Below are 20,607 nucleotides of genomic sequence, written 5' to 3'. Positions count from 1 at the left end.
TTTTTTTCCATCAGAGCATCGACTCAGCGAGGGAGCATAATGACGCCCCTTTATGGATAAGCAGAACGAAGGAATTAAGGACCCTGGAATCAGGTGATCCCGTATGACATGGGAGGTTAGGCTGCCGTAAGGACTTGGGGATAAGAAGGGCCAATCATAGTGATAATAAGACGACGTCTTATTAAGTGCACCCCAAATACCTGTATATCCGTAGTTTTGGCCGTGGGGAATGGCATGGACTTAGATAGCTTCATCTATGTGACTATGAAAAAGTGAGAAAAAGTGAGTTAACAAGAGATAAAACAAGATTAATATGGGAGGATAATATGGCACTAACATCCTATATATGGGAACTAGTGATTAACATTGTAGAATCCAGTCTACTATGCATCTTCTTAAATGATAAACTAACGTCAAAAACAGATTTCCCCTTAATCGCAAAAATACTATATTTGCTAGGAATCATTGTGTCCACAAGTTTACTAAGCCTATTTCATATTTCGATACCTATTCGTTTCTCTCTTATTTTCTTCATATGTATCCTTTTCTCTGCTATCTTTTACAGTGACTCTGTGTCAAAAAAAATAATATGGACAAGTATCTATTTTGTTATTTGCTTATCTGCCGATAGTATCGTCGCATTAATTCCTCAGTTATTCTTTAATGCCAATACTATTGCTACTAATGCAGGCGGAGCTCTTAGAGTTCCATTTACATTGCTGTACATAGCTACAATCGCTTCATTTGTTTTTATTTTCCACTATATTAAGAACAATGAGTTAAGCATGACTCGTTTCCAAAGAATAATCTATATTTTAGTATGTATCATAGGGTTCTTCTTCGGAGAATATATAACATCTATCACATTAGAATCCGCTGAAAAATTCAACGACAAGTCATTCACCAATAACATGATTTTGGTATGCACAATCTATATATCCCTATTTCTTTTACTACTAATATTCATATACAAATTAGCGTATGCAAATGCCTTAAATATCGAATTAACCACTAAACAACAACTATTTGAACTAGAAAAGAAAGAATTTTCTAATCTTATAGCATCTACTGAATCATTAAGACAGATGAAGCATGAGCTGACTCTGCATTTAAATACTATCAACTACTTATTAAAAGAATCAAAAGTAAATGACGCCCTAGGTTATATCCGCCAATACCTAAGTGTAGTTGATGACTCACACCATCTCCCTGCAACAGGTAACACTGCAATTGATTGTATTATTTCAACTACAATTCCTGAAGCAAAATCGAAGGGGATTCGTATAAGGACCTCCATTTTCATACCAGACTTATTTCCTTTAGATGACCTTAGCACATGTGCTTTGTTGGGAAATCTATTCACTAACTCTATAGAAGCCTGTATGGAACAAAAGGCCTCAGATACGACAATTGAACCATTTATTGATTTTTCAATAAAACCCGTACAAAATATGATGCTTATTAAAATTGATAATTCTTTTAATGGAGAATATAAAGTAGATGACCAAAACCACTTTTTATCTAGAAAAAGAAACTTTTCTAAACCAGGACTTGGATTAAAGAGAATCGAAGAAATCACAGCGCAGTTCGACGGAATTATTGATATTAATACTAACAATAACATTTTTACTATATCTATTATGTTTCCACTAGTGGAGGGAGCCAATGAATATCGCAATAATTGAAGACAATCCTGTAGAATCAAATCGTCTTAACGATATTATAAATAATTGGAGTAAATCTAAAAAAGTTAAAAATGATATATTTACCTATTCATCCGCAGAAGCTTTTCTCAATGCTAATGAAACCATTCCAAAACTCTCAGTCATTTTTCTTGATATTGAGATGAGCGGAATGTCAGGCATAGAGCTTGCACATAACCTTAGAAATATGAATTATGATGGGGAAATTATCATAATAACTGCTTTTCGGGAATATGTATTTCAGGGATACAATGTTCACGCATTAAATTACTTATTAAAGCCAGCAGAACCTGTCAGCATTGGTAAATGCCTTGATGATGTTTATAAAAAATCTCTTAGCGAAGTCTATACATACCACTTCCGCTCAGATGTTATATCTATTCCATTCGCAGACATAATTTGCTTTGTAAGTAACCTGCATAATGTTGATATAGTAACTGCCGACAAAACTTATTCTGAGCACAAATCATTTGGGGATGTTATTAATAATCTTCCGTCTACGTTTGTACAAGTACATCGTTCTTTTGTAGTGAATCTTGCTCATGTATATAGTATTTCTAAAAATACTATAAAACTATCAAATGGTACCGAAGCCAGCATCGGGCGTTCCTTTGCAAAGGATTTATCAACTAAATTTATTAATTATTCTACAAGATTAGATTAAAAAGGATTCTTCAAAAATGCATAGTTTATCCAAACTCATTGTTACCAGACTTATCAGTATTTCTAGTACTAACTATTCTTCTGATGATATCGACGTCTTTATCTATGGAGTAGAATGTACCCTAAATGAAGTTCTCACAGATTCAATTATTATTCTGTGGGGAATTTATACACATACTGTTATAGAACTATTAGTCTGGCTTACTGTTTTTACCCTCTTTAGGCACCAGACTGGAGGGCTTCATTCAAAAAGTAATATACGATGCTTTTTATATACCATCACCTTAGGTATATTAGTCTCTTTCTTCTGCAAAATAAATTTTCCTATGATTTTAGAATTTCTGCTATATGCTTTTTCTCTTGCTATAGTACTATTACTAGCGCCTAGAGAAACATCTAAAATCACACTCTCCCACCGTAAAACGAAAAATAAAAAGGTCTTTTCTTCACTAATTGTCATTATCACATTTATGATTTCTCTATTATGTCCTCATGACATAAAAATGGCTCTAAACTACTCCATCTTTGTGAATTGCATTCTTCTGTTACTAGATTTTTTTCTAAAAGATAGAATGCATTTACTAAACTAATTATGTTATTCGTGCTCCTAATATTGCTATTCGTGCATTATCTATTGAAATCAAAATAGGACATGATATATGTGTAGTAAGAATAGATGGATATGGAGCTTTCCAAACTGCCACTATAGACGGCGTAAGAGTAAATCGAATTGATATAGAATATATTCAACGAGGTCGAACAGTCGTTGCCTTTTTAGAGTAATATGATTGTGGTGTCCTATCTTCTGGAACTCATGAGTTCGTTTATAAAATCACTCCTATCAATACATCTCAGCGCCCAGATTTATATGCATTCGTTATCATACATAAATAGGTGACCTATATGAAAATAGATAATATTGGATTAAATCCTTCTTCCATTAATAATACTTGTAGTAATTCAAAAAAGCCTATCTTTAATGTTGAATTTACCATCGATAATACTGAAAAAAACACAGTTATAAATCAATCTTCTGAGCAAGTGGGCTATATACACTACGCAAATCCTGATGTAGAATTGCGCATGTATAAAGTTGAAAATGATGATAAACTACTGTATAGGGTTGAAACTATTACAGACGGAGTACTATCAAAAAGTCAGATATATGATCCAGAAAAAATAAATTTAAGGAGTACAACAACTGAAGAACTGTTAGTAATGAACAATTACTTACGTGATACAAATACTTACAACGAACAGTTTTCAATTATTGATTCTCCTGTGATGTGGGAATATCATTCTGAGAAATTCGATGCATTAAATGCTGAAAATGAATTCATACAAATGCAATATGATTCAAATAACATGAGTTCATATCTATGGCAAAAAAAACTATGGGATTTATTACAGGCAATAAATAATGACCGTTTCTGATGGATATTCCACACTCTTTACTAGTTAGCTATGGATGCGCTTATTTCAACGGAATGAAGTTGGAATAAGCGCTTTTTATCTTTACAGCCAGCTCTAGCATTCTAACGAGGAGCACAGCTCTGACTAACAGATGAGCTGAAGAAAGGAGTTTTATGGAAATAGTAAGTACAACATCAAGCTATATTTCAAATTTAAGCGCTACTTATAAAAAAACATACAATACAGGTAAAGTTGATTCACAGTTGAATATATCTTCTAATGAGTCCATGACTAAAGACCCATTAGCGTATTACAAGCAATTGTGTAGCAAATATCCGAATATCTCTTTTCGCTTAGATGATTATTTTAATGGCACAAATGCTAAGGGATATAACCTTGGTTATAAGAATAGCATGAATCAGGTGGGTGAAAATTTTGGAGAAATGGGTCAATGTAGTATCGAAATTGATATATCTGTTATTGAAAAAATGATGCAGGATCCTAAATATGAACAACAAGCTAATGGTTGGATTCAGGCATTTGAACAAAATTATGCTGGACATGCTGCCGATGTGGCTAGTTCTGGCTGCAGTAATTTTTGCTTTACAATGCATGACTTTGGGGATGGAATACAAACAGGTAGAACATGCGGTTTTGGTCCTTTCTCAACAGAGGAAGAAGTTAGAGAAATGTGGGCCGATGAAGAATATAAAAATAAAGTATCAAATTATATTGAACAAAAGAAATCTGCTCTAACCGATGCTTACCTAAAGATGCTAGAAGAAAGTCGGCTCAAACAAATACTTTTGTCAAAATCTCGCTACTATACTTCAAGCAATCAAGAAAAATGGCACCAATCATAAAATTATTAAAAAAAGCGTCTGATACCATCATCACAAACCTCTTGTATTATATGATAAATATGCTCTTACTAAATCTTGATATTTTCCCCTAGCAACTGGTAATTCTAATCCCATCACCTGAACAACTTTTGAGTTATATGATTGAATTGCTGAAAGATTTATTAAATACGCCCTATGAACCCTAAAGAAATCACCACCAGCAGTTTTCCCTAAATCCGCCATTCGTCCATAATACTCAATCTCATCATTATCCTTCATATGAAGTACAATTCTACGATTAAAAACCTCAGCAAATGCAATTTCTGATATAGCAATATTTCGACTTAATCCATTGGCTTTAATCAAAAAAGTTTTATCTTCTGATTCCTTTGAAATCGGCTGATTCGGACGATGCATCACCTCTTCAATAGCTGCATGTAATACTTCTTCAAATTTATCCTTATTGATTGGTTTTACAAGGTAATTGAAAGCTTTGACATCAAATGCTTTAAATACGTATTCCTCTAACGCTGTCACAAAGATAATAACAGCATTGCTTCCTCTAGAACGAACTTGTCGCGCTAACTCCATTCCATCCATTCCAGCCATGTGAATGTCTAGAAACATAATATCTGCATTCCCATCTGCTTCTATCATATCTTCTGCCGATTCAAAACATATAACATCCGCTTTCTCCACCTCTTTTGAGATGCTTTCGGCTATAAAATCCCTTATGTATTTTTCATCATCACAAATGTAACAGTTGCCTTCAAAACTTAAATATTTTATGCTACTTTCATTTTTGCGTTAATCTCATCTTCACATTCAGACATAGCCTGTAAAGTTAATTCTAAAAGCTGATTTAAATTCCATCCTAACTGGTCTGCTCCGCGTTCAATTACTTCGCGAGAGCATCCTGCTGCAAATCCCTTACTCTTATACTTCTTTTTCAGAGACTTAAGTTCCATATCCTTAGTACTCTTCGATGGTCGCATAAGTGCAGCTGCTCCAATTAATCCTGTCAACTCATCTACAGCAAAAAGAACCTTTTCCATTTCGTGTGTAGGCTCAACATCAATAGTCTTTCCACATCCAACTGTAATTCCATATCCATGGGAACATACAGAATGGATAATATCATCATCTATCCCTCCTGCCTTCAATAATTCAGGTGCCTTAAAACAGTGCTCATCTGGATACTCCTCAAAATCAATATCATGAAGAAGACCAACTATACCCCAATGTTCAGCATTATCACTATAATTAAGCTTATAAGCAAACCATTTCATGACCTCTTCTACTGTAATAGCATGTTGAATATGAAATAATTCTTTATTATGTTTCTTTAATAATTCAAAAGCAGCATCTCTTGTAATCATATTTCCATTCTCCTTTTATTCTTCGTTACATACCTCAACACATTCTTCCATTACCTTTTCATCATCATCTGCTGTAGACTGTGTCTTTGCAAGATATACACCTACAAGTGTAATACCAATTGCGATAACAGCCTGAGTGGATAATTCTTCTCCAAAAATAAGCCAAGCATAGACAGCAGCTACAACTGGCTGAGACAGTGTAAGCAAAGAAGATAAACTGGCATTTACCTTTCCTAAACAATGAGCAAGTAATCCTTGTCCAAGTATCTGTGATACAAGGGCAAGCGCAAAAAGTGGCCATACAGCTCTGAATGAAGTTGGTGCTTGAAAACCTTCTGTAAACGAAATTGCCAAAGCAAGCACAATCAAGCTACCGAAAGCACTGATAAACATAATAACATTGCTCTTTACATAGTCTCTAAGCTTATAAACTGTTAGCATAAACATAGCATAAAAAACTGATGTAGCTAGGCACAATAAATCACCAATCATTCTCTCCCTAGATAGAGTTACCTTGTTAGACATAAGCACAAATACACCAAAAAATGTAATAAACCCACCTAATAAAAATCTCTTTGTCATTTTCTCCTTGAAAAGGAAATAACTACAAGGAATTACAGTGAATGGCGTTAAATTTGCAAGCAAGTTTGCATTTGCAACACTTGTGTATGAAAAGGAAATATTCCAAAGAGCTAAATCTCCTGCCAAGAAAGCTCCCGCTAATACAATTGTGATAACCTGCTTTTTTGTAAGCTTAAAATCCTCTTTCTTCAAAAATGGCATCAACATAGGAATTGAAAATAACACTCTATAAAACCCTGTGTTAATTGGTGGAAGTTCACTTAACTTAACAAAAACACCACCTGTAGCTAAAAAACATATAGCTACAAAAATCAAAATAAAATACTTAGTCTCATTCTTTCTCATTATTAAATCTCCTTAATTTATACATTTACAATAAGTTCATTAAACCATTCTTTGTTTTTGTACATCTTTAGTTTTATATTTCTTTTATCTGTAACATCGGGAAGGATAACACTATCCTTTTCTATTTGTGTTACTTTGCTCTCACCTTGCTCGCTTTCATATTTAACAGTATCCACACCTTCTGCCTCTAGACCATCGATATAAACAACTATATCTTTGTCTAGTATTCTGTATCCGGTATATCTCAACCCACTTTTTTTCTTCTCAATTTGATAGTATGAAGCAACAATTATGCTTGTGTTATCATCAACATCCCTTGTAATAATACAATTAGGTGAAATCTTTACGTTATTTCCGATTCTGATATTTCCTAGAATTTTAGTAAATGCACCGATTTCAACATTATTTCCTAATTTAGGATGTCTATCATGTGTCACATGTCCTGTAATTACATGCGCACCCAATATTACATTTTGAAGTAAATAGCAATCATCTCCTATAACTGTGGTTTCTCCTATCACAGTGCCAGTCCCGTGATCAACTACGAATCTTTTTCCTATTTTTGCACCTGGATGTATTTCAATACCACTATTAATTTTCGCATATTCCGAAATCTTAATAGCAGTATTCTTATCGCCCTTCTCATAATAATAAAAATGAGCTACTATATAACATCACCGCAAAAAATGATCTGTTGCTGTCTAAAACTATTTCCGCATCACCTCCACAGCTTGGATCCTTCTTAGCATATGTAATTAAATCTTCAAGACATTCACTTGAAACTTTTTTAATAGCCTCAACTTCAAATGCAACATTTAAAGAGTTTAGACAATCATATATTTTTTCTTCTACCATATATCTAGCAACCATTTAGCCCCCTCCAGTTTTTTATAAATAACTAATACCACCGTCAGGAGCCATCGTCACAATTACCTTTGATGAATCATATTTCTTTGATTCCATAAAAGCAGCGGAAATATTTGCTCCTGCTGATAAACCTACGAATATTCCTTGTTTTTCACTTAAATACTTTCTAACTTCTTGAACCTCTTCATAAGTAACATCAGCCATGTCATCAATTAAAGATTCATCAAAAAAAGAACCAACTTTTCCGACAGCAATTGCCTGAATTTTATGTCTAACATATTTATTATGAATAATGTCACACCCCTTAGGCTGTACTCCAACTATTCTTATATCAGTATTTCTTTCTTTTAGTTTTCTTGACACACCTGTAATGGTCCCACCACTTCCAATTACAGAAACAAATACATCGATTTGTTTGTCAATCTGATTAAGTATTTCTTCAGCAGTATATAAATAATGTGCTTTGGGATTTGATTCATTTTTAAATTGATTCAAATTAATATAATCTGGATGTTCCTTCATTAATTGCTCTGCCACCTTAATATGACAATCATTTCCTAGATTATGATCTGCTAACACTACCGTTGCACCATACTCTTTAAGCATTGCAATTTTCTTTTCACTATAATTATCTGGAACTACAAGAATTAAATTATAACCTTTGATGGATGATGCAATCGCAAGTCCAACTCCAGTATTACCTCCTGTTGCCTCAATTAAAGTGTCGCCTATTTTAATTAATCCATTCGCTTCTGCATCATTAATCATCTGGAATCCCACTCGCGATTTAATACTCCCACCTGGATTAAATTCCTCCATTTTCACATAGACTTCTGCAAATCCTTCTCCATATGGGTTTTCTAACTTCACAATTGGCGTTTTTCCTATGTCTTTTAATATTGTCACTCTTGCCACCTCGCCTCGTTTTTTATAGAATGTATAGTAATTCTCAGTAGCTGCATAGTGCCAGTAGGCAGTATATTTTTAGTGCCAGTTAAAAGGTGTTGAAATGATTACATTAAGAAGCGATATTAAATCACCATTTTATGAACAAATATACAATCAAATCAAAAATGACATACTCCATGGCTACTTAAAACCAGGAGACAAGATTTCTGGAACCAGATCTCTAGCTAATCTACTTGGAATTAGCAGAAACACAGTAGATAGAGCATATCAACAATTGAATGCAGAAGGATATATTATAAGTAAAAAATCTGCAGGATTTTATATTGCAGATTTACCTTTTGCTTTTACAGATACTTCAAAAATAAAAAAAACTGCTCCTAGTAAAAAAATTTTATCTACCAACATAAACTCAGAGATTAAAACAAAAATAAAATACGACCTAACTAACAACAGCTACACAAACAATCTATTCCCTACAAAGATATGGAAGAAGCATTACTTATACGCACTTGATTCTATTTCTTTAAAAAAGGAAATAACATCTCTCCAATCTTTTCAAGGAGATTATTCTTTAAGAAATGAAATAAGTAGATATGTTGAGCGAATCCGCGGAGTAAAGTGTACCGCTGAGCAGATTTTCATTACCAGCGGACTTCAACAATCTATAGAATTATTGTGTGTTTATAAAGGGCATACTAAAGCATCTGTTTTAATGGAAAATCCAACATACCCAAAAGCTAAAGAGATTTTTCTAAAAAACAACTATGATATTTCTTATGCAGATGTGGATAAAGATGGATTAATAATTGATGATACGCATAAAAAAATTCAATACGATTTTATCTACACTACTCCATCACATCAATTTCCCCTGGGAATGTGTATGTCTCTAGAAAGAAGATACGAATTATTGAAATACGCTAACAATAATGACACTTTTATCATTGAAGATGACTATGATAGTGAGTTGCGATATTATCAAAAGCCAATTCCTGCTCTTAAAGCAATTGATTACTACGAAAAAGTAATTTACCTTGGCACTTTTTCTAAGATTCTTGCTCCTTCTTTTAGAATGGGCTACCTTGTTCTACCCCAGAGTATTACTAATGATTTCTTAGAAAAATTTGAAAACTATAACAGCACGGTGAATTTAATTAACCAATTGGCACTTGCGAATTTGCTTTCTTCTGGAGATTATGATCGTTTAGTTAGAAAAATGAATTATATATTCAAAAAAAGATTTGAAACATTTAAGGAGGGATTTGAATCCTTTACATTACCACTAAATATTACACAAAATGTAAGTGGTCAATATTTCTTAATTGAATTCCCTGAAGAAGTCAACAAAACTATGTTAATTGAAAAAGCCCTTGACCAAGGAGTCAAGGTCTATGACTCAATGTTTTTTTGGCATGAAAAATATTCTTGTCCAAGCAACAGTGTATTTCTAGGATTTAGCAAGATTCCAATTGAGGACATCTCCGACTGTATAAATAGATTAAAAAAAGCTTGGGAAATATAAGACGAGCAAAAAAATGCTCGTCTTATAAATTTCTTCATTTCAGATTGTCATCTTCTTTAATCCATAAAAGCTTAAATACTTGGCTCATCCTTCTTATTACCAAAAATCTTATTATCCTTACCACTGAATCTTTCTTTCAGCTGATCTAAAACAGATGGCTTCTTATCTGCAATAGCATTTTTCATGTCATAAGCTGCAGCATAATGAGCATCTTCTTGAAGTGAATCAAAATCAATCTTCTTGACTCCTGCAGAAGTATCCATCAATTCACTTACCACGATATCAGCTACAACTATAGCGATAGATGCATTAGGTCTATCAATTACGCCACCATCTTTTACACGCTTACTCTCATCATAGATTGTGTAATCGAAGCCGCCATCAGTTTTCTGAACTGCTAAATATTCTTTTCCAATCTTGAAAGCCACTTCATCATTTGTGGTTTCAAATTCCTTGGCATTTTCTTCAATTCTGATTTCGGTTTCAATGCCATGGATGACTTCATTTGCAGTACGTCTGATAGTTTGCATAGAAGATTTAAGCTCTTCCATTTCTTTTCCTGAACTCCATCCAGCGATATAGCCAAAAGAATAATCAGAAGTATCGACACCGAAGTGTTGGCAAACTGCATAGGCTACGGATTCAGCCTCGACCTCTTTTGTTCTTCTATCCTTTTTATGAGCTTCACTTTCATCACCCTTTTCAAGATTTCCATGCAAGATGGAATGAGCCAACTCATGTATCAAAGTTTTTAAAGTTTGAGCCTGAGTCATATCCTTCTGGACAACAATTTTATTATCCTTCTGAGAATAGAATCCCTTGGCGCCACCTTCAATATCTCTGTACTCAATAGGCACTTTTGAAATTTCAGCTACTGCTTTGGTGAGCTGATTGAACTTTTCTACCTGGCCTGAAAGCATATCTACACCAATCTTTGGAAGCTCTTTTCCCTCTGTATCTGACACATCAAAGACCGTGGATACTTTAAACTTTGTTACTTCGATAGTTTTCTTTGCTCCGTCTTTGTCAGTCTTGTCATCCTCCACTTCGACCTTCACTTTCACTGGCGAGATAATCTTGATTCCTTTGGCGCCCTTCTTTACATGGCGCTCAAAATTCTTCTGCCATGCTCCATATCCAGCGACCAGACTTGCATCTGGACGCTGCATTGCTATTAGCAAAGTGTTATTGAAACTGTAGTTATGAAACTTTGACATTGTAGTAAGATAGGTTTTGTATTTCTCAGAATTAAAAAGATCACGGAGCCCCTGTTCGAGTTTTTCCGTGATCTCTTTTACTTCCATTCAAACTCCTTTACTTCACCAGATTCGTAAGAATCCAACACCTGTTTATAGAGCTCTTCTCTAAATTCCTTGGTTATCGGAAATGCGATATCCTTAAAGATAGGATTGCCCTCTTCATCAACAGTCTTGCTTTTGAAACAAGGCATTGATACAAAAAGATCTCCCTTCTTGCTTTCCACAACCGAAAGATTCTTTACAACAAAACTATCTCCAAATGTTACTGAGCAAAGGCCTTTTACGTTATTGGTTGAAGCTTCTAGCTTATTTGTTTTTACATTAATTTTCATGTTCATAGTCCTCCTTAATTTTTCCATTCTAGTGTTGGCCTAAGGCCAATATTTTCGCGTGGCAAGCAGGGCATTTGTCCGACAAATGCATTTTGCGGCTTTTACAACTCATTCTCTGAATGAGAGTTTCGGGTACGACTACGTCTACCCTCTTTTTCATTTTTCTCTTCATCGTAGTGATAAATCATTTCCAAATTCTTCCTTGCAATTAGATACTGATTGATGTTTTTCTTGATTTCTGCGTACTCCAAAAACTCTTTTTTCTTTTCATCTAGGATTTCTCCATATTCTTTTCTGAGCTTTTTAATATCAGGTTTGAATCCTTTAGGAAGAGATTTGTATACTTCCTCAGAGGCTTTATATACTAAAAGCTCCGACTCATGTTCTTCCCAAAACTTCTTACTGTAGCCACTCTTTTTGTATGCAACAAACACCGCTCTGGTCTTCGCATAATCAATTACAGCCTTTTGAAGTTTTTTATTTTCATCCAAAAGTGCTTCCTTCTTTTTCATTGATTCTTGTAATTTCTGCATCTTTCCAGAACGTTCATCAGTGATTTCTTTCAGTTGTTCGTAAGATTCAATTTTATGTTCCTGCATAAAGAGAAGTGTTTTAGCTACCTGTTTTGCATTAAACTTTTTAGCCCAGTTGATATAACCTTTGCCTTTTCCCTCAAGAACCTTATTTTCAACGTCCTTGATAAATTCCAATCTCTTTCTATCATTATTCTTTCCACGATAGTACTTTCCTCGCTGTCTCCTTTCACTGCGAGGTGCAGGATTTATGATAGAAAGCCCATTCTCTGAACATAGAATATCTGATATTCTCCCAACCGCCATGCCGCTATGACGGAAATCCCTGAATTTTTTCTTCCCATCCAAAGCTATGGAATTGAAAATAATGTGATTATGAATATGAGCCTTATCTGTATGAGTACAAACTGTAAAAGCATGCTTACCTTTCGTAAATCTCATGGCCAGCTCATAACCAATCTCATTTGCTTTTTCTGGAGTTATCTCCCCTGGCTTAAATGACTGTCTTATCTGATAAGCAATGACTTCGTCTTTACGAACTGAACGAACTCTGTCGTGGTATAATTTATGAGAAAGCAAGAACTCCTCGTTTGCTGTTTCAATATCACAGCCAAAGGTTGTGACGTATTTCTTTTGTTCTGTCTTCAGCTCGTTTTCTGTGTAGTCCATTCTTTCCTGTAAGCACGTAGCCAAATCTTTACCCTTTGTCACATGCAATGCCATCAGTCTTGTAGCTGCCATAAGATTTCCTTTCTATCAAAAAAGCAGCCTCCTCCATTTACGGAAAAGACTGCCTTAATGATTCTTATAATATTTCTTTAGATTCTTCTTAGATTATCCCTAAGAGAATCACATATTAACTGTAGATTTGCTGCAAAGAATAAAATTCCAAGAACTAACACAATAATGACTCCACTAATTGCAGCTAATGGGATGTCATGACCAATAAGGTTTATGATTCCAATTACAAGGAAAATATTGATAATTACAGCTCCTACTCTTGCACCAACTTCTATAGAAACCTTAGCTAAAAGTGAACCAATAGTAAGAAGTGCCATCACTGGAACCAAAATCAATTTCAAAAAAACTCTTAAAATAAACATAAGCCTCAACCTCCCAAATCAATCATTTTTCTAAAGTCTAATCTAGCAAATTAAAACATGCAATGATGTCACTAATCAATCGCTGCAAATTTCTGCATGATATCTCTTGTGCCATTCCAGATTTCATCAAGACGCTTTTGTAGCTCTTTTATATCTTGCTGGTAAACTACTCCCAGTCCATTAGCTTTCTTTGCATATTGATTAAGATTGTTAGAACACATGCGAAGTAAATACACTAATTCATTTAAATCTTTAGTATCAATCTTAACGCAGTATCCATCTAGAATCATCTTTCTCATGTATGCACTCATGCTAGAGATTTCCAACTCATTCATCTTGAATTTCATTCTTTGAAGCTCATCATCTGTCAATCTCACAGTTACGCGGTTTGTGTATCTTTGCACTTTTCTCTGCCTCCAAAGCTATCTTCCTTTTCTCTTCATACTCTTTTCCTTTTTTGTAGGTTTGTTCTGAGATGCTATCCTCTGGAAGATTGTTTATGATGCCATCAAAGTTATTATCATTTCCTTCAATGGCATCTTCAGCAGCCTTGAGATAATTCTTTTTTGAAAAAATCGTATGTTGTTCTAGGATATTTTCCTCAATATCAGAAAGTTCCTCTTCTTTAGAAAGTCTCTCATTTGCAATATCAAGTCCATCCATAGGCTACCTCCTATTCCACAGGCACATCATCGTAATCCTTATCCTCTGACTCTGAAGGAATTTCAATATATTCCTCTCCATCATCAATGATTGGACCAGTCTTTTTCTTTATGAAACTGCTCTTATTACTGTATAAATAAAAACCACCTACCCCTGCCATTCCAAGCATTATACAAATAACCAATATGTTGCTTTTGCTTGATTTCTTTTCTGGTTTTACTGGCTCTTCATCAGTTTCCGTATCTTCATTATCTGGTTTTGTTGTTTGAGCTTTTGCGGCCTCAGCAGCTTCTTTTGCTTTTTCCAATTGTTCCTTTTCATCATCATCTAAAAGAGCCATTAAATCCTGCTCATCAACAAGATTAAGGAAATGAACTGTATTCTCGCCATTATCATCTCTATCGATAATGATATAAAAGATATTTCCATCTTTTGTTGTGACTGTAATAAACTGCTTTCCTGTTTTTTCTTTGGTTCCATAATCATCTACAATAGAAAGATTTCCATCTGGTGTAAGAGGCCCCATTTCTTCAACCTCTTCCTCGTCAGATTCTTCATAATCTTCATCAATTACAGATGTGTCTACATTGTCTGGAACATGAGCTTCTGCTTTCATTGGTGCAGATACTGCTGCAAGCACACCTACAAGAGCAAGCATCATTATTTTAGTTTTAATATTCTTCATCGAAATCATCCTCCTTTACAACATTCGTATTTGCGATTTCTTCAATAGGTTTATTCCCGGGCAAATTATCCTTCGAGTATGCAATCAAGTTAGCCAGTTGCTCAGGGGTTAACTCTGCTGCAACCATCATGTCATGAATACAGGTCTTTTCTATCTCAGCACATTTCTTTTGGAGATTCTTCACTTTGTTATCCCATTCATCTCTTTTGGCTTCAGCTCTTTTCAAATCACTTCTGACTTTATCTAATCTTTCAAACATGGTTCCTCCATCTATGGCAACCTGCCATAACATAAAAAGTGTTTTCTGTAGTAATTGCTTTCAATTGATGTGTACTGGATTGGATTACCGCAATGTAGCATAATTCCATTTCCACAATAGATTCCTACGTGTGTTGCCCCTGCTTTGTTCTTCTGAGTACCTTTAAAGAAAATCAAATCACCTGGTTTTGCTTCCTCTGCAGAAACGACAGTGCATTTCGCCTTAAGTCCATTACAATCTGTTCTTCCAACGCTCCATCCAGAATGATTAAGCAACCAGCAAACAAATCCACTACAGTCAAATCCCTGACTAGGACTAGAACCGCCCCACACATAAGCTCTTCCTAGATACTTTTCACCCTCAGCAATCATTGCCGCAAAAGTCTGATCAGTTAAAGCTTCTGGTGGCACTTCTATATCATCTGGTATCTCTATATCTGTATATAGATCTTCAAACAAATCTGGCTTATTACCTTTTGTCTCAAGCAATAAATTGTACCTGGCTCTTTGGACATCACTTAATGGTTTTGAAGCAATTACGCTTCCAAGGCCTTTGTTATTTAGCTTTACTTTCAAAATAGAAACCGTATAGTACTCTATCTCCTGATAGGAATATACTTTTCCATTTTCTATGCCATATTTAGTAACTGTTCTAGACCTTGTTTCTGTTCTAGGTGTGTAGGTGAGATTATACTGTGCATCAAATAATTCCTTTATTACAGGTTTCATGTCTCGCCTAGTGAAATTCTCATAAGCTGCTGTTAAATAAGAAATCAGCTCGTAGGGATTGTGTCCAATCTCTTCAAGCTGATACTCATACTCATCGTAGCCAGGAAAATCTGACTCTGTATTATTTATTGTTTTCCTAAGTTCTTTCTCTAGTTTCGTATAATCAGAATTAACACCTATAATGTCCTCATCGTATGCTGTATAAGTTCCAGCAACTACTGATTCACTCATAGAACCAAACAAGCTAAGCAAATCCACCTTCACTACGTGAAGAACGATAATACATACCACAATAACTACTAAGATAACAGCAATAATAGGATTTTCTATAATCAGCTCCACTAATGAAGATACCAATCTCCTACCGGCATCAAATAATGCCTTGCCGATTTTAGCCGCTTCTTCTGCCGCCTTCTTCGAAACCTCTGCAGTAGCCTTGGCAGATTGTTTTCCTGCTTCTGCTGCAGCCTTAGCCTGTTCTTTTTGAATTTGAGCTCGTTTGATTTTCTTCTTAATAAGCTTTTTTGTTAATTCATGAGCTTCACTTACTGCAGACCTTCCATAATCCAGAGCATCTCCACCTACGTTTTCATCCTTATTGTAGTCATACATTACATGCCTCCCATCTGTTTAATCTGCGCAAGCTCCTCAGGTTTTGTGGTGAGATACTTATACAGCACATTATCCTTAGGGAAGTTATCCTTAAATGGAAGTACCACATCACCAAAGAACATCAATCCTCTACCTGAAGGAGCATTGGTTACATATTTAAGCTGGGCTTCACTAATACCAAGACTATCTGCAAGAATCTGTTTATCCTCAGCGCCCTGATTAAGCATATAGATGAAATCGCAGTTCTCGAAAATGTTACTAATCTCTGGACTAGCTAATACATCCTTAACATTCTGAGTAAGAGCTGTTGGGATTCCTCCCCACTTTCTAAATCGCTTATAGATTTCTACTGAATAAGCTGCTGTCTGCTCATCTTTTAACAAAAGGTGGAACTCGTCCATATAGTATCTGGTAGTCTTTCCTATATCACGATTCATAGTTACACGCCCCCATACCTGATCATGAACAATAAGCATACCTACCTTCTTAAGCTGCTTTCCCAAGTCCTTAATGTCATAGCAAACTATTCTGTTATTAATGTTTACGTTTGTACGGTGATTAAACACGTTTAGAGAGCCTTTAACATATAATTCAAGGGAAGTAGCAACCTCTTTCGCCTCTTTCTCAGATTGCTTCATAAGCTCCTTATAGAGGTCCTCAAGAAGTGGCATACGCTCTGGTATAGGATTCTTGTAAAACTCGGCATATACATTCCTAATACATCTATCAATAATCGTCTTCTGTATACCAGTAAGACCATCCCTTTGATTAAGTATCAACTCACAAAGTGATAATAGAAACTCAGCTTTAAGTGAAACGGCATCCTCACCATCTGAATAATTATCATTAATATCCATGGGATTGATATACTGAGTAGACTTCTGACTGATATGGATTACCTGCCCACCAAAGAGCTCTACCAGAGGAGTGTACTCTCGCTCTGGATCACTAATAATGATGTCATCATTACTAGATAGCACTACATTGGCTATCTCTCTTTTGGCAGCTAGTGATTTACCAGAACCCGGTTTGCCAAAGAACATACCATTTGGATTATTAGCCTTCTTTCTATCCGCAAAGATAAGCTCTCCTGTAAGTGCATTTTGGCCATAGTACAAATCGTTCTCATCCTGCTTTAAAAGCTCTGGTATTAAAAAAGGGATAAACACAGCAACCGATGAAGTGGTTACCTGTCTATCCTTTTTAATAAGATTACATCCCAGAGGAAGTACGCTCTTAATAGCTTTAGCTTGTCTGTATTCAAGAGGATACGTCTCGCAGCTAAACTGCTGAGCTATACTCTTTTGCTGCTTAACATTGTTCTTTAGGCTGTCTTTTGTGCTACCAGTAGTCATTAATACGAATGTCATATTAAACATTCGCTCATTCTGACTCTGCAGATTAGAAAGCATTGAGCTGGCATCAGCGCCATATAGATTAAGATCATTAGGAATTAGATCCATATCATACCCAGCCTTAACAGCTTTCTTCTGCTCATCAATCTTGTTTGAATCAATATCAGTAATCTTTCTCTTAACACCTTTGATGGCTTCATTCTGATTTACAGACTGTAGATGAATACTAATAAACTGCTGACAGTCCAAATCAAGAAGCTGTTCAAAGAACTGATCTGATATTTCAGGAGCATCGTAAGAAAAACAACTTACCTGGCCGTAGTAGCCTGGTTTCTTAAAAATATTCTTCATAGGATAATCAATATTATCTTCAAGACTTCCTGCTCCAAATTTCATTTGATTTAGGATATCAATCCTCTGCTGTCCATCTAAGGTCTTAGCTTTAACTCCCATCTGTTCAAAGTTTTCTATAACCTTATCTTCAATCTTATGAAGTCGCCCCTTTGCCTCTTTTAGTGAGCCAGCTCTTATACCGAAAGTTAGATACTTAGTCTTAACTAGCACATCATCAAGACAACCTTTGTGATCTATAAGCATCTTTGAATACTCAGCCCTAAGTGAATCCATATTATCGTCTTTACGTTCTATACTTAGATGTTCCCTTAGCTCTCTAGCATTCGCATACACGTTGGAAAAGGTTAATTCAAACTCTACACTCGTATCAAAGTAATTTAGGAATGTCTTCCACTGTTCAAAAATCAAATCCTTATGCATATCAGAAGCCAGTTTATAATTGATATCACTAAATTCAACAGTCTTGGTATAAAGATCTCCATCCACAAGGCAAATGCCATTAGCATACATCCTATCATAAAGCTGTTTCTCCTGATTCTTTTTAAGCTTAAACTCCAATGCTCTCTGAATAATGATTTCGAATGTATCTCCATTCTTCTCAAACATAGCCACAAAAAATAGCGGCATCATAACCGCCATCATCACAAAGGTAGGAACACTTATATCTACCTGTAACTTCTTAACCAGGAAGAATGTTGGGATACCAATCATAGCTGCAAGCGTAAAACAAATCACCTGCCTCTTTGTAAGCCCAAAAGCCACCTTTTCCTTCACTCTTGTTAAATCGCTGGGGACTTTTACATTTACTGCCATATCTATTCCTTTCTACTGTGCTGAAAATACTCTCTTTGATAGTGTGCCAGTCTTAAACAAACTGAATACCAGAAGTATGTTGTATCCCATAATGCCCCAGATAGTACCTACAATATCATCTGAAATCGTAATGTTCTGAATAAGCACTGCATAGATTCCTACTACAATAAGGATTAAGAATCCTTGGAATCCAATAGCAAGCAAACTTCTCACATAGTTCTGTCCTATATGACTCTGCTCCTTATTTCCAAATGTTGAAAATGGAATCGGAGCCATACTAACAAGCAAATAGATTTCTATCATACGTCCATAGATAACTACAAATATGATTAATGAAAGTATCTTAAAGCCAGCTCCCAAAACTGTGATTTCAGCGTATATAGGTAGGATTTCTCCTATACCCATACTCTCTAAAGTTGATCTCAATTGAGCTAGCTGTGGTCCTGTAACCGCTGTAGAATGTGTGATAAAACCACCTGCGTCTTGGCATACATGGCAGGTAACATCAAAGACTGCCATTGTAAAGTCAAAGCAATGAGTAATTGCCAAAACCGCCACAGATGTTTTTAACAACCATTTGATAAATATCCATGTCTCAAAGTTTGCTAGATTATTATGCGCTACCACCAGCTGTATCAACTCATAGCAGGCAATGAATGTCATTATTATTCCTGCTATCGGCAAAAGAGCCGTTTCAGAAGTTGATTTAATCAGTGGATACACACCTGGAACAAAATCTGCTGGACCAGTAGATACCTGTCCAGCTACTTTTGCTACTTCATCATTAACACTATCAAAAAGACCCGTCAGAACCCACATAACACCGTCAATAAGCTTACTCTTCACATAGTCCGCCATTGCGTCAAATATTAAATCCATATGTTGTTCTCCTGTCTTTAATACAAATACAAGGAGCTGAAAGCAATGCCTTCAGCTCCAATTTCAGGTTCAATATTTAGTTTTGATACCAGCTCTTAGAACAAGCCTGAGAGAAGTGGGATGAGCTTAATACCGATGAGGATGATTCCACCACCACTCATGAACTGCTTCATTCCCTGCGACTTAGCGCCCGGATTGTCATTGCCATATCCTTCAAGAAGGTTTACCGCGCCCCAAACTCCAAGGCCTGCGCCGATTGCTGTTACTAAAGTTCCCATTACGTCTACACCTGAATTAAAAAATGCCATTTTGATACCTGGTTCGAAAACTCACCATCATCCTTTGTCCTTCATCCGGAATCTCTCCATCATTTTTTCACCTTCATTCGGAAGCAGCGAGCTTCCGAATTTTCCTTTCTTTTAAAAATATAGTTTATAGTTTCATCTCATGCCTTAATCCTGCGCACCTGATTTTGGGCATAATAATAGACCAGAGAATCTTGATATGTACCCTCTTTACTGGACAACCAGTAAGGAGGGTATTTTTATGCACTATAGTTATATTTTCAAAAGAAATGCGGTAGATTTGTATCACCAAGGTCTTTGGCCTGATACGCCAGATGGTATTAGTACTGAAAACTTTCGTAATACGATACGAGGCTGGGTTAGAATTGAAGAGTCATGCGGTCCTTATGCTCTTTGTCACAAAGAGCATAACAAAGAATGGTCGCCTGAGGAACGTTATGCTTTAGTTGCGCGTGTTTTGGCTGGTGAGTCTCTCAAAAGTGTTGCTTATTCGGTAGGTGTT

General features: G+C 35.6%; 24 protein-coding genes and 1 pseudogene. 7 read left to right on the top strand and 18 right to left on the bottom strand.

The genetic code is table 11. The features are described from left to right. Nucleotides 1–326 precede the first annotated feature (326 nt). The 5 genes from BUA88_RS14960 to BUA88_RS14940 all read left to right on the top strand — a co-directional run bounded on the left by BUA88_RS14960 (nt 327) and on the right by BUA88_RS14940 (nt 4,642). Nucleotides 327–1,685 (top strand): GHKL domain-containing protein, encoded by a 1,359-nt coding sequence (locus BUA88_RS14960; RefSeq protein WP_072919451.1) that lies wholly within the window; start codon nt 327–329, stop codon nt 1,683–1,685. Further along, nucleotides 1,666–2,367 carry a LytR/AlgR family response regulator transcription factor gene (locus BUA88_RS14955; protein WP_072919448.1) on the top strand — a complete coding sequence of 234 codons (702 nt, stop codon included), beginning with the start codon at nt 1,666–1,668 and terminating at the stop codon, nt 2,365–2,367. The genes BUA88_RS14960 and BUA88_RS14955 overlap by 20 nt, the downstream gene beginning before the upstream one ends. A 16-nt stretch (nt 2,368–2,383) precedes the next feature. Next, complete coding sequence (locus BUA88_RS16795) at nt 2,384–2,956, top strand: accessory gene regulator B family protein (RefSeq protein WP_072919446.1); 573 nt, start codon at nt 2,384–2,386, stop codon at nt 2,954–2,956. Between the two features lie 313 nt (nt 2,957–3,269). After that, nucleotides 3,270–3,800, top strand: coding sequence for a hypothetical protein (locus BUA88_RS14945; protein ID WP_072919443.1), 531 nt, complete (start codon nt 3,270–3,272; stop codon nt 3,798–3,800). Between the two features lie 152 nt (nt 3,801–3,952). Further along, nucleotides 3,953–4,642 (top strand): DUF6033 family protein, encoded by a 690-nt coding sequence (locus tag BUA88_RS14940; protein WP_072919440.1) that lies wholly within the window; start codon nt 3,953–3,955, stop codon nt 4,640–4,642. A gap of 30 nt (nt 4,643–4,672) precedes the next feature. Here the strand turns inward: BUA88_RS14940 and BUA88_RS14935 are convergent, their stop codons facing one another. The 6 genes from BUA88_RS14935 to BUA88_RS14910 all read right to left on the bottom strand — a co-directional run bounded on the left by BUA88_RS14935 (nt 4,673) and on the right by BUA88_RS14910 (nt 8,700). Continuing rightward, entirely contained in the window at nt 4,673–5,377 is a 705-nt protein-coding gene (locus BUA88_RS14935; RefSeq protein WP_072919438.1) for a LytR/AlgR family response regulator transcription factor, read from the bottom strand. Between the two features lie 29 nt (nt 5,378–5,406). After that, complete coding sequence (locus tag BUA88_RS14930) at nt 5,407–6,000, bottom strand: hydrolase (RefSeq protein WP_072919436.1); 594 nt, start codon at nt 5,998–6,000, stop codon at nt 5,407–5,409. A gap of 15 nt (nt 6,001–6,015) precedes the next feature. After that, nucleotides 6,016–6,927 carry a DMT family transporter gene (locus BUA88_RS14925; RefSeq protein ID WP_072919435.1) on the bottom strand — a complete coding sequence of 304 codons (912 nt, stop codon included), beginning with the start codon at nt 6,925–6,927 and terminating at the stop codon, nt 6,016–6,018. A 17-nt stretch (nt 6,928–6,944) separates the two neighbouring features. Continuing rightward, nucleotides 6,945–7,448, bottom strand: coding sequence for a serine O-acetyltransferase (locus tag BUA88_RS14920; protein WP_072919434.1), 504 nt, complete (start codon nt 7,446–7,448; stop codon nt 6,945–6,947). A gap of 121 nt (nt 7,449–7,569) precedes the next feature. Continuing rightward, nucleotides 7,570–7,797, bottom strand: a complete 228-nt coding sequence (locus BUA88_RS14915) for a hypothetical protein (RefSeq protein ID WP_072919433.1) — start codon at nt 7,795–7,797, stop codon at nt 7,570–7,572. 18 nt (nt 7,798–7,815) lie between these two features. After that, entirely contained in the window at nt 7,816–8,700 is an 885-nt protein-coding gene (locus BUA88_RS14910; RefSeq protein ID WP_083572556.1) for a PLP-dependent cysteine synthase family protein, read from the bottom strand. A 103-nt stretch (nt 8,701–8,803) separates the two neighbouring features. Here BUA88_RS14910 and pdxR point away from each other — a divergent pair, with 103 nt between their 5' ends. Beyond that, entirely contained in the window at nt 8,804–10,225 is a 1,422-nt protein-coding gene (gene pdxR / locus BUA88_RS14905) for a MocR-like pyridoxine biosynthesis transcription factor PdxR (protein WP_072919431.1), read from the top strand. 71 nt (nt 10,226–10,296) lie between these two features. On the opposite strand, the gene BUA88_RS14900 is transcribed toward pdxR, so the two are convergent. The 12 genes from BUA88_RS14900 to BUA88_RS14845 all read right to left on the bottom strand — a co-directional run bounded on the left by BUA88_RS14900 (nt 10,297) and on the right by BUA88_RS14845 (nt 20,108). Then, nucleotides 10,297–11,529, bottom strand: coding sequence for an LPD16 domain-containing protein (locus BUA88_RS14900; RefSeq protein WP_072919430.1), 1,233 nt, complete (start codon nt 11,527–11,529; stop codon nt 10,297–10,299). Continuing rightward, the gene (locus tag BUA88_RS14895) at nt 11,520–11,816 is read right to left on the bottom strand and encodes a SpoVG family protein (protein ID WP_072919429.1); all 297 of its coding nucleotides are present in this window, start codon (nt 11,814–11,816) and stop codon (nt 11,520–11,522) included. Before BUA88_RS14895 ends, BUA88_RS14900 begins: the two co-directional genes overlap by 10 nt. Before the next feature lie 101 nt (nt 11,817–11,917). Then, the gene (locus tag BUA88_RS14890; RefSeq protein WP_072919426.1) at nt 11,918–13,090 is read right to left on the bottom strand and encodes a relaxase/mobilization nuclease domain-containing protein; all 1,173 of its coding nucleotides are present in this window, start codon (nt 13,088–13,090) and stop codon (nt 11,918–11,920) included. Nucleotides 13,091–13,167: 77 nt separating this feature from the next. Further along, nucleotides 13,168–13,452: a hypothetical protein gene (locus BUA88_RS14885; protein WP_072919424.1), complete on the bottom strand. Its 285-nt coding sequence runs from the start codon at nt 13,450–13,452 to the stop codon at nt 13,168–13,170. Between the two features lie 71 nt (nt 13,453–13,523). Further along, nucleotides 13,524–13,856 carry a plasmid mobilization protein gene (locus BUA88_RS14880; RefSeq protein WP_072919422.1) on the bottom strand — a complete coding sequence of 111 codons (333 nt, stop codon included), beginning with the start codon at nt 13,854–13,856 and terminating at the stop codon, nt 13,524–13,526. After that, entirely contained in the window at nt 13,813–14,115 is a 303-nt protein-coding gene (locus BUA88_RS14875; protein ID WP_072919420.1) for a DUF4316 domain-containing protein, read from the bottom strand. Before BUA88_RS14875 ends, BUA88_RS14880 begins: the two co-directional genes overlap by 44 nt. 10 nt (nt 14,116–14,125) lie before the next feature. Continuing rightward, the gene (locus tag BUA88_RS14870; RefSeq protein WP_072919418.1) at nt 14,126–14,800 is read right to left on the bottom strand and encodes a DUF4366 domain-containing protein; all 675 of its coding nucleotides are present in this window, start codon (nt 14,798–14,800) and stop codon (nt 14,126–14,128) included. Next, nucleotides 14,787–15,059 carry a DUF4315 family protein gene (locus tag BUA88_RS14865; protein ID WP_072919416.1) on the bottom strand — a complete coding sequence of 91 codons (273 nt, stop codon included), beginning with the start codon at nt 15,057–15,059 and terminating at the stop codon, nt 14,787–14,789. The genes BUA88_RS14870 and BUA88_RS14865 overlap by 14 nt, the downstream gene beginning before the upstream one ends. Nucleotides 15,060–15,070: 11 nt before the next feature. Continuing rightward, complete coding sequence (locus BUA88_RS14860) at nt 15,071–16,399, bottom strand: C40 family peptidase (RefSeq protein ID WP_072919414.1); 1,329 nt, start codon at nt 16,397–16,399, stop codon at nt 15,071–15,073. Continuing rightward, complete coding sequence (locus BUA88_RS14855; RefSeq protein WP_072919412.1) at nt 16,399–18,921, bottom strand: VirB4-like conjugal transfer ATPase, CD1110 family; 2,523 nt, start codon at nt 18,919–18,921, stop codon at nt 16,399–16,401. The genes BUA88_RS14860 and BUA88_RS14855 overlap by 1 nt, the downstream gene beginning before the upstream one ends. 12 nt (nt 18,922–18,933) lie before the next feature. Continuing rightward, nucleotides 18,934–19,800: a VirB6/TrbL-like conjugal transfer protein, CD1112 family gene (locus tag BUA88_RS14850; RefSeq protein ID WP_072919410.1), complete on the bottom strand. Its 867-nt coding sequence runs from the start codon at nt 19,798–19,800 to the stop codon at nt 18,934–18,936. Between the two features lie 95 nt (nt 19,801–19,895). Continuing rightward, complete coding sequence (locus tag BUA88_RS14845) at nt 19,896–20,108, bottom strand: Maff2 family mobile element protein (protein WP_072919409.1); 213 nt, start codon at nt 20,106–20,108, stop codon at nt 19,896–19,898. Between the two features lie 238 nt (nt 20,109–20,346). On the opposite strand from BUA88_RS14845, the pseudogene BUA88_RS14840 reads away from it, so the two are divergent. Next, nucleotides 20,347–20,607 (top strand): annotated as a pseudogene (locus tag BUA88_RS14840) (hypothetical protein); the annotation flags it as partial.

Source organism: Pseudobutyrivibrio xylanivorans DSM 14809 (genome assembly GCF_900141825.1).
GTDB classification, from domain to species: Bacteria; Bacillota; Clostridia; order Lachnospirales; family Lachnospiraceae; genus Pseudobutyrivibrio; species Pseudobutyrivibrio xylanivorans.
The sequence above is the reverse complement of the archived record's forward strand: the minus strand, read 5'-3'. Positions and strand labels throughout refer to the sequence as shown.

Excerpts from the sequence above, each read along its gene's own strand:
- BUA88_RS14960 (WP_072919451.1), top strand. The coding sequence starts at position 327 with ATGGCACTAACATCCTATATATGGGAACTAGTGATTAACATTGTAGAA.
- BUA88_RS14955 (WP_072919448.1), top strand. The coding sequence starts at position 1,666 with ATGAATATCGCAATAATTGAAGACAATCCTGTAGAATCAAATCGTCTT.
- BUA88_RS16795 (WP_072919446.1), top strand. The coding sequence starts at position 2,384 with ATGCATAGTTTATCCAAACTCATTGTTACCAGACTTATCAGTATTTCT.
- BUA88_RS14945 (WP_072919443.1), top strand. The coding sequence starts at position 3,270 with ATGAAAATAGATAATATTGGATTAAATCCTTCTTCCATTAATAATACT.
- BUA88_RS14940 (WP_072919440.1), top strand. The coding sequence starts at position 3,953 with ATGGAAATAGTAAGTACAACATCAAGCTATATTTCAAATTTAAGCGCT.
- BUA88_RS14930 (WP_072919436.1), bottom strand. The coding sequence starts at position 6,000 with ATGATTACAAGAGATGCTGCTTTTGAATTATTAAAGAAACATAATAAA.
- BUA88_RS14925 (WP_072919435.1), bottom strand. The coding sequence starts at position 6,927 with ATGAGAAAGAATGAGACTAAGTATTTTATTTTGATTTTTGTAGCTATA.
- BUA88_RS14915 (WP_072919433.1), bottom strand. The coding sequence starts at position 7,797 with ATGGTTGCTAGATATATGGTAGAAGAAAAAATATATGATTGTCTAAAC.
- pdxR (WP_072919431.1), top strand. The coding sequence starts at position 8,804 with ATGATTACATTAAGAAGCGATATTAAATCACCATTTTATGAACAAATA.
- BUA88_RS14900 (WP_072919430.1), bottom strand. The coding sequence starts at position 11,529 with ATGGAAGTAAAAGAGATCACGGAAAAACTCGAACAGGGGCTCCGTGAT.
- BUA88_RS14895 (WP_072919429.1), bottom strand. The coding sequence starts at position 11,816 with ATGAAAATTAATGTAAAAACAAATAAGCTAGAAGCTTCAACCAATAAC.
- BUA88_RS14890 (WP_072919426.1), bottom strand. The coding sequence starts at position 13,090 with ATGGCAGCTACAAGACTGATGGCATTGCATGTGACAAAGGGTAAAGAT.
- BUA88_RS14885 (WP_072919424.1), bottom strand. The coding sequence starts at position 13,452 with ATGTTTATTTTAAGAGTTTTTTTGAAATTGATTTTGGTTCCAGTGATG.
- BUA88_RS14875 (WP_072919420.1), bottom strand. The coding sequence starts at position 14,115 with ATGGATGGACTTGATATTGCAAATGAGAGACTTTCTAAAGAAGAGGAA.
- BUA88_RS14870 (WP_072919418.1), bottom strand. The coding sequence starts at position 14,800 with ATGAAGAATATTAAAACTAAAATAATGATGCTTGCTCTTGTAGGTGTG.
- BUA88_RS14865 (WP_072919416.1), bottom strand. The coding sequence starts at position 15,059 with ATGTTTGAAAGATTAGATAAAGTCAGAAGTGATTTGAAAAGAGCTGAA.
- BUA88_RS14860 (WP_072919414.1), bottom strand. The coding sequence starts at position 16,399 with ATGTATGACTACAATAAGGATGAAAACGTAGGTGGAGATGCTCTGGAT.
- BUA88_RS14855 (WP_072919412.1), bottom strand. The coding sequence starts at position 18,921 with ATGGCAGTAAATGTAAAAGTCCCCAGCGATTTAACAAGAGTGAAGGAA.
- BUA88_RS14850 (WP_072919410.1), bottom strand. The coding sequence starts at position 19,800 with ATGGATTTAATATTTGACGCAATGGCGGACTATGTGAAGAGTAAGCTT.
- BUA88_RS14845 (WP_072919409.1), bottom strand. The coding sequence starts at position 20,108 with ATGGCATTTTTTAATTCAGGTGTAGACGTAATGGGAACTTTAGTAACA.